The organism is Paucihalobacter sp. (genome assembly GCF_036825875.1).
Classification (GTDB): domain Bacteria; phylum Bacteroidota; class Bacteroidia; order Flavobacteriales; family Flavobacteriaceae; genus Paucihalobacter.
This window is the reverse complement of record NZ_DAISXK010000054.1, coordinates 1-3,886: the sequence shown is the minus strand read 5'-3', so window position 1 is coordinate 3,886 and position 3,886 is coordinate 1. Positions and strand designations below refer to the sequence as shown.

The window sequence follows — 3,886 nt, the reverse complement described above, 5'->3', positions numbered from 1 at the left end:
GATGGCTAAATGGCTCAAGAGACAATACCAATGGTACAGGAATTCTAAGAATTGATGATGTGCGTTTAGATGGTGTGATAAAATCAAGTTTAAGCATCAACGACCTTAACCAAAACAATAAAATTACATTATATCCAAATCCTGCAAGCAACGGTGATGTAACAATCCAAACCGATTTAAGAGGTACCAAGCAAATTGAGATGTACGACATTAACGGCAGACAAGTATTGAAAACTTCAACTATTGGCGACCGCATAAATGTGGATAATTTTAACGCAGGATTATATCTTGTTCGAATATCAATAGACGACGCTTCAACAGTTTCCAAACTCATCATTAACTAACATTATTACAAAAGCAGTCAAAGTAATTTTCCTTAAAATATTATACAAATGAAAAAAAATGTTTTTTTGTTGCCAGTGCTTTTTGTGGGTATTTGTTTCACATTACTCACCTGCACAACCGATGATATTTTACCAGCGGCAACCCTAAGCCTTAGCAGTAATACTCTAAGCGAAGATGGTGGAACCGTTACTTTGACTGCTTCTTTAAATGCAGCAGCACCTGAAGCTGTTTCAATTCCGCTTGTTTTTTCGGGAACAGCCACTTTCGGAGCAGACTACAGCGTGAGCGCTTCCGAAATTGTTATCAACCAAGGGCAAAGCAGCAGTTCTATTGTTTTTACAGGTATCCCAGATGGAATTATTGAAGGTGATGAAACCATAGAAATAAACCTAGGTTCAACATCCGGTGTTTTAATATTAAGTGCCGTCAATTTAACCATTACCATTTTAGATGCTGATATTGATTCGGACGGTGATGGCGTACCAGACTCCGAAGATGAGTGTCCGGATTTGTTTGGTCCATTCGAAAATAACGGTTGCCCGTTCCTTGGCTTCTTAATTAATGAAGTATTATACGATCCAGCTGGTGGTTTAGCAGGTGACGCAAATGGCGATGGTGTTAGAGATCCACTTGATGATGAATTTATAGAGTTTTTTAATTCTGGACCTGAATTAGATATAAGCGGTTATAAAATTTTTGACGCAACAGCTTTAGAAAATAATGTGCCGAGGCACACATTCCCGCAAGGAACTGTAATACCCATGAATGGCGTTATCGTCGTTTTTGGTGGAGGCAATCCAACTGGGAGCTTTGGTGGTGCCATCGTACAAACGGCCTCTGGAGGTCAATTAAATATGAATAATGCAGGAGATTTTGTAACCGTTCAAGATGCTAGTAGCAATGTTATTGCAACTTTCGATATCACACCTCTTTCTGGAAATCCAGATGAAGCATATACGAGAAATCCGGATATTTTTGGAGAATTCGAAAGACATCCTAGCATACCAGAAGCTAATGGTGCATTACAATCGCCTGGTACCAAACTTGACGGTTCTTCATTTTAATTGGCTTTAATGGATAATTTAGGACCAATATTATCGCTTGTATTTATTGTTGTTACGGCGCGCTTGTTACTTAAAAAATACTATCCGCACGCAGTGTTATTGGTTTCTGGACTTTCAATGCTTTTGATCGCATTTATCTTAAACCAACAAAGGCCGCTAATAGAAAAGCCTTCAGGATTTTCAGGATTTGATTTATTTGTTTACATAAAAGAGTCGTTTGCAGAGACAAATGCGGGCGTTGGCTTGATGATTATGGCCATAGGTGGTTTTGTGGCATATATCGATAAAATTGGTGCATCAAATGCATTGGTGTTTGTAGCAATGAAACCCTTAAGACTCTTTAAAGCTTATCCTTACATTGCAGCATCATTAGTAATACCAATTGGACAAATTCTTTTTGTCGCTATACCTTCAGCAGCAGGTCTTTCCCTATTGTTGATGGCTTCGCTTTTTCCTATTCTAATCAACTTAGGTGTTAGTAAATTATCGGCAGCATCGGTTATTACTGCTACAACTGCCTTCGGAATAGGTCCAGCATCGGCTATTACAGCAAGTGCAACGAGTATTATTGATATAGACTCAATTTTTTACTTTGTAAACCATCAGATTTTGTTGGTAATACCACTAAGTATTTCTATGATGGTAACCTATTATATAGTTAATAGATACTACGACAAAAAAGATAAGGCCAATCAAATCCTTCAAACTGTAAATGAAAAAAGTGTAGATGTTCCTTTAATTTATGCCATTATTCCAGTTCTCCCAATTTTATTACTCATCATATTTTCTGATTTATTTAGCATTTTTTCTACGCCAATAAAGCTAGAAACCACGACAGCCATGCTAATAAGTTTATTTGTTGCTATTGTTTTTGAACTAATTAGGGTGAAAAACTTTAGAACTGTTTTAGCTTCTCTAAAAGTGTTTTGGGATGGCATGGGTAATATTTTTAAAGCGGTTGTCACCCTGATTATTGCCGCAGACATCTTCGCTAAAGGTCTTATAAGCCTCGGATTTATCGAAGGACTTATTAACTTAACTCAAAGCATTGGTTTTAATGCCATCGGAATTAGTATCGTTATGACCATTATGATTTTCCTGGCTTCTATGCTAATGGGAAGTGGTAATGCTTCCTTTTTCGCTTTTGGTCCGTTGGTTCCTAAAATAGCTTCTACATTAGGTGTGAATAGCACTTCTATGATTTTACCAATGCAACTTTCGGCTTCTATGGGAAGAACAGTTTCTCCGGTAGCGGGTGTTATTATCGCTGTTTCTGAAATTGCCGGTGTTTCAACCTTACAAATTGTAAAACGAAATCTAATTCCGCTAGTGGTTGCTTTAATTATTATGCTTACTTATCATTTTATTTGAAATGCTGAAACTACTTAAACATACCAATCTTTATGCACCACACCACCTTGGGGTAAAGGATATACTTATTGCTAACGACAGTATTATTGCCATTGAAGACAACTTAGACACTTTTGCCAATAATGCCCAAGTGTTTGATTTCTCCAACTGCATTGTCACGCCCGGATTAATAGATCAACACCTCCATATTATTGGTGCCGGTGGTAAAGACGGCTACGCTTCTATGACACCAGAAATCAACCTGAGCGACCTTATTACCTGCGGAACCACCACTGTAGTAGGATTACTAGGAACCGATGGTACCGCCCGAAACATTAGAACACTTTACGCAAAGGCCAAAGCACTAGACCAAGAAGGTATTACGGCCTTTATGTACTGCGGCTATTACGGTGTTGATAGCGTTACCATTACAGACAGCATTCAAGGCGATATGATTTTTATAGACAAAGTTCTGGGGTGTAAAATTGCCATCAGCGATATTAGATCTTCCTACCCAACTGCCGAAGAATTACTCAGAAAACTTCGAGATGTAAGAGTTGGCGGAAGTATCGCCAATAAAAAAGGCATTTTGCATATCCATCTTGGCAATTTAGACACCAAAATGGACATCCTTTTTGAATTGGTCAACAAATATCAGTTTCCTATTCAACATATTTCACCAACACATGTTGGCCGCACTAAAGAACTGTTTGATCAAGCCATTGAATTTGCAAAACTTGGTGGCATCATAGACATTACTACTGGTGCTTCTCAATACACAAAACCCTATTTATCTGTTTTATACGCTTTGGAAAAAGGCGTTTCAATAGACAACATGACTTTTAGCTCTGACGGCCATGCCGGACTCACAAAATTCAATGACAAAAAAGAAGCCATAGGCGTTAGAAAAGCACCCTTCGACCAAAATCTGTATGAAGTCATTCAACTCATCAAAAAAGGAGGTGTAACTATTGAAGATGCTTTTAAATTAATAACCACCAATCCGGCTAGAAATTTAGGACTTAAAAACAAAGGAAAAATTGCACTTGGCTGCCACGCCGATTTGTGCATATTTAATAAAGAACTAGAACTTACAGACGTGTTTGCCCGTGGGCAACACATGATGA

4 protein-coding genes are annotated in these 3,886 nt (G+C 38.1%); all 4 read left to right on the top strand.

The genetic code is table 11. From position 1 onward, the window contains the following. Positions 1-344, top strand: a 344-nt coding sequence (locus V7Z48_RS12115; RefSeq protein ID WP_334113797.1) for a T9SS type A sorting domain-containing protein, incomplete at its 5' end; no start/stop codon positions are given. 48 nt (positions 345-392) lie between these two features. Then, on the top strand, positions 393-1,409 hold the full coding sequence (locus tag V7Z48_RS13580) for a lamin tail domain-containing protein (RefSeq protein ID WP_442954716.1): 1,017 nt from the start codon (positions 393-395) through the stop codon (positions 1,407-1,409). A gap of 9 nt (positions 1,410-1,418) precedes the next feature. Then, on the top strand, positions 1,419-2,780 hold the full coding sequence (dcuC, locus tag V7Z48_RS12100) for a C4-dicarboxylate transporter DcuC (RefSeq protein ID WP_334113796.1): 1,362 nt from the start codon (positions 1,419-1,421) through the stop codon (positions 2,778-2,780). A 1-nt stretch (position 2,781) separates the two neighbouring features. Next, a partial coding sequence (gene iadA / locus V7Z48_RS12095) for a beta-aspartyl-peptidase (RefSeq protein WP_334113795.1) occupies positions 2,782-3,886 on the top strand: 1,105 nt, incomplete at its 3' end.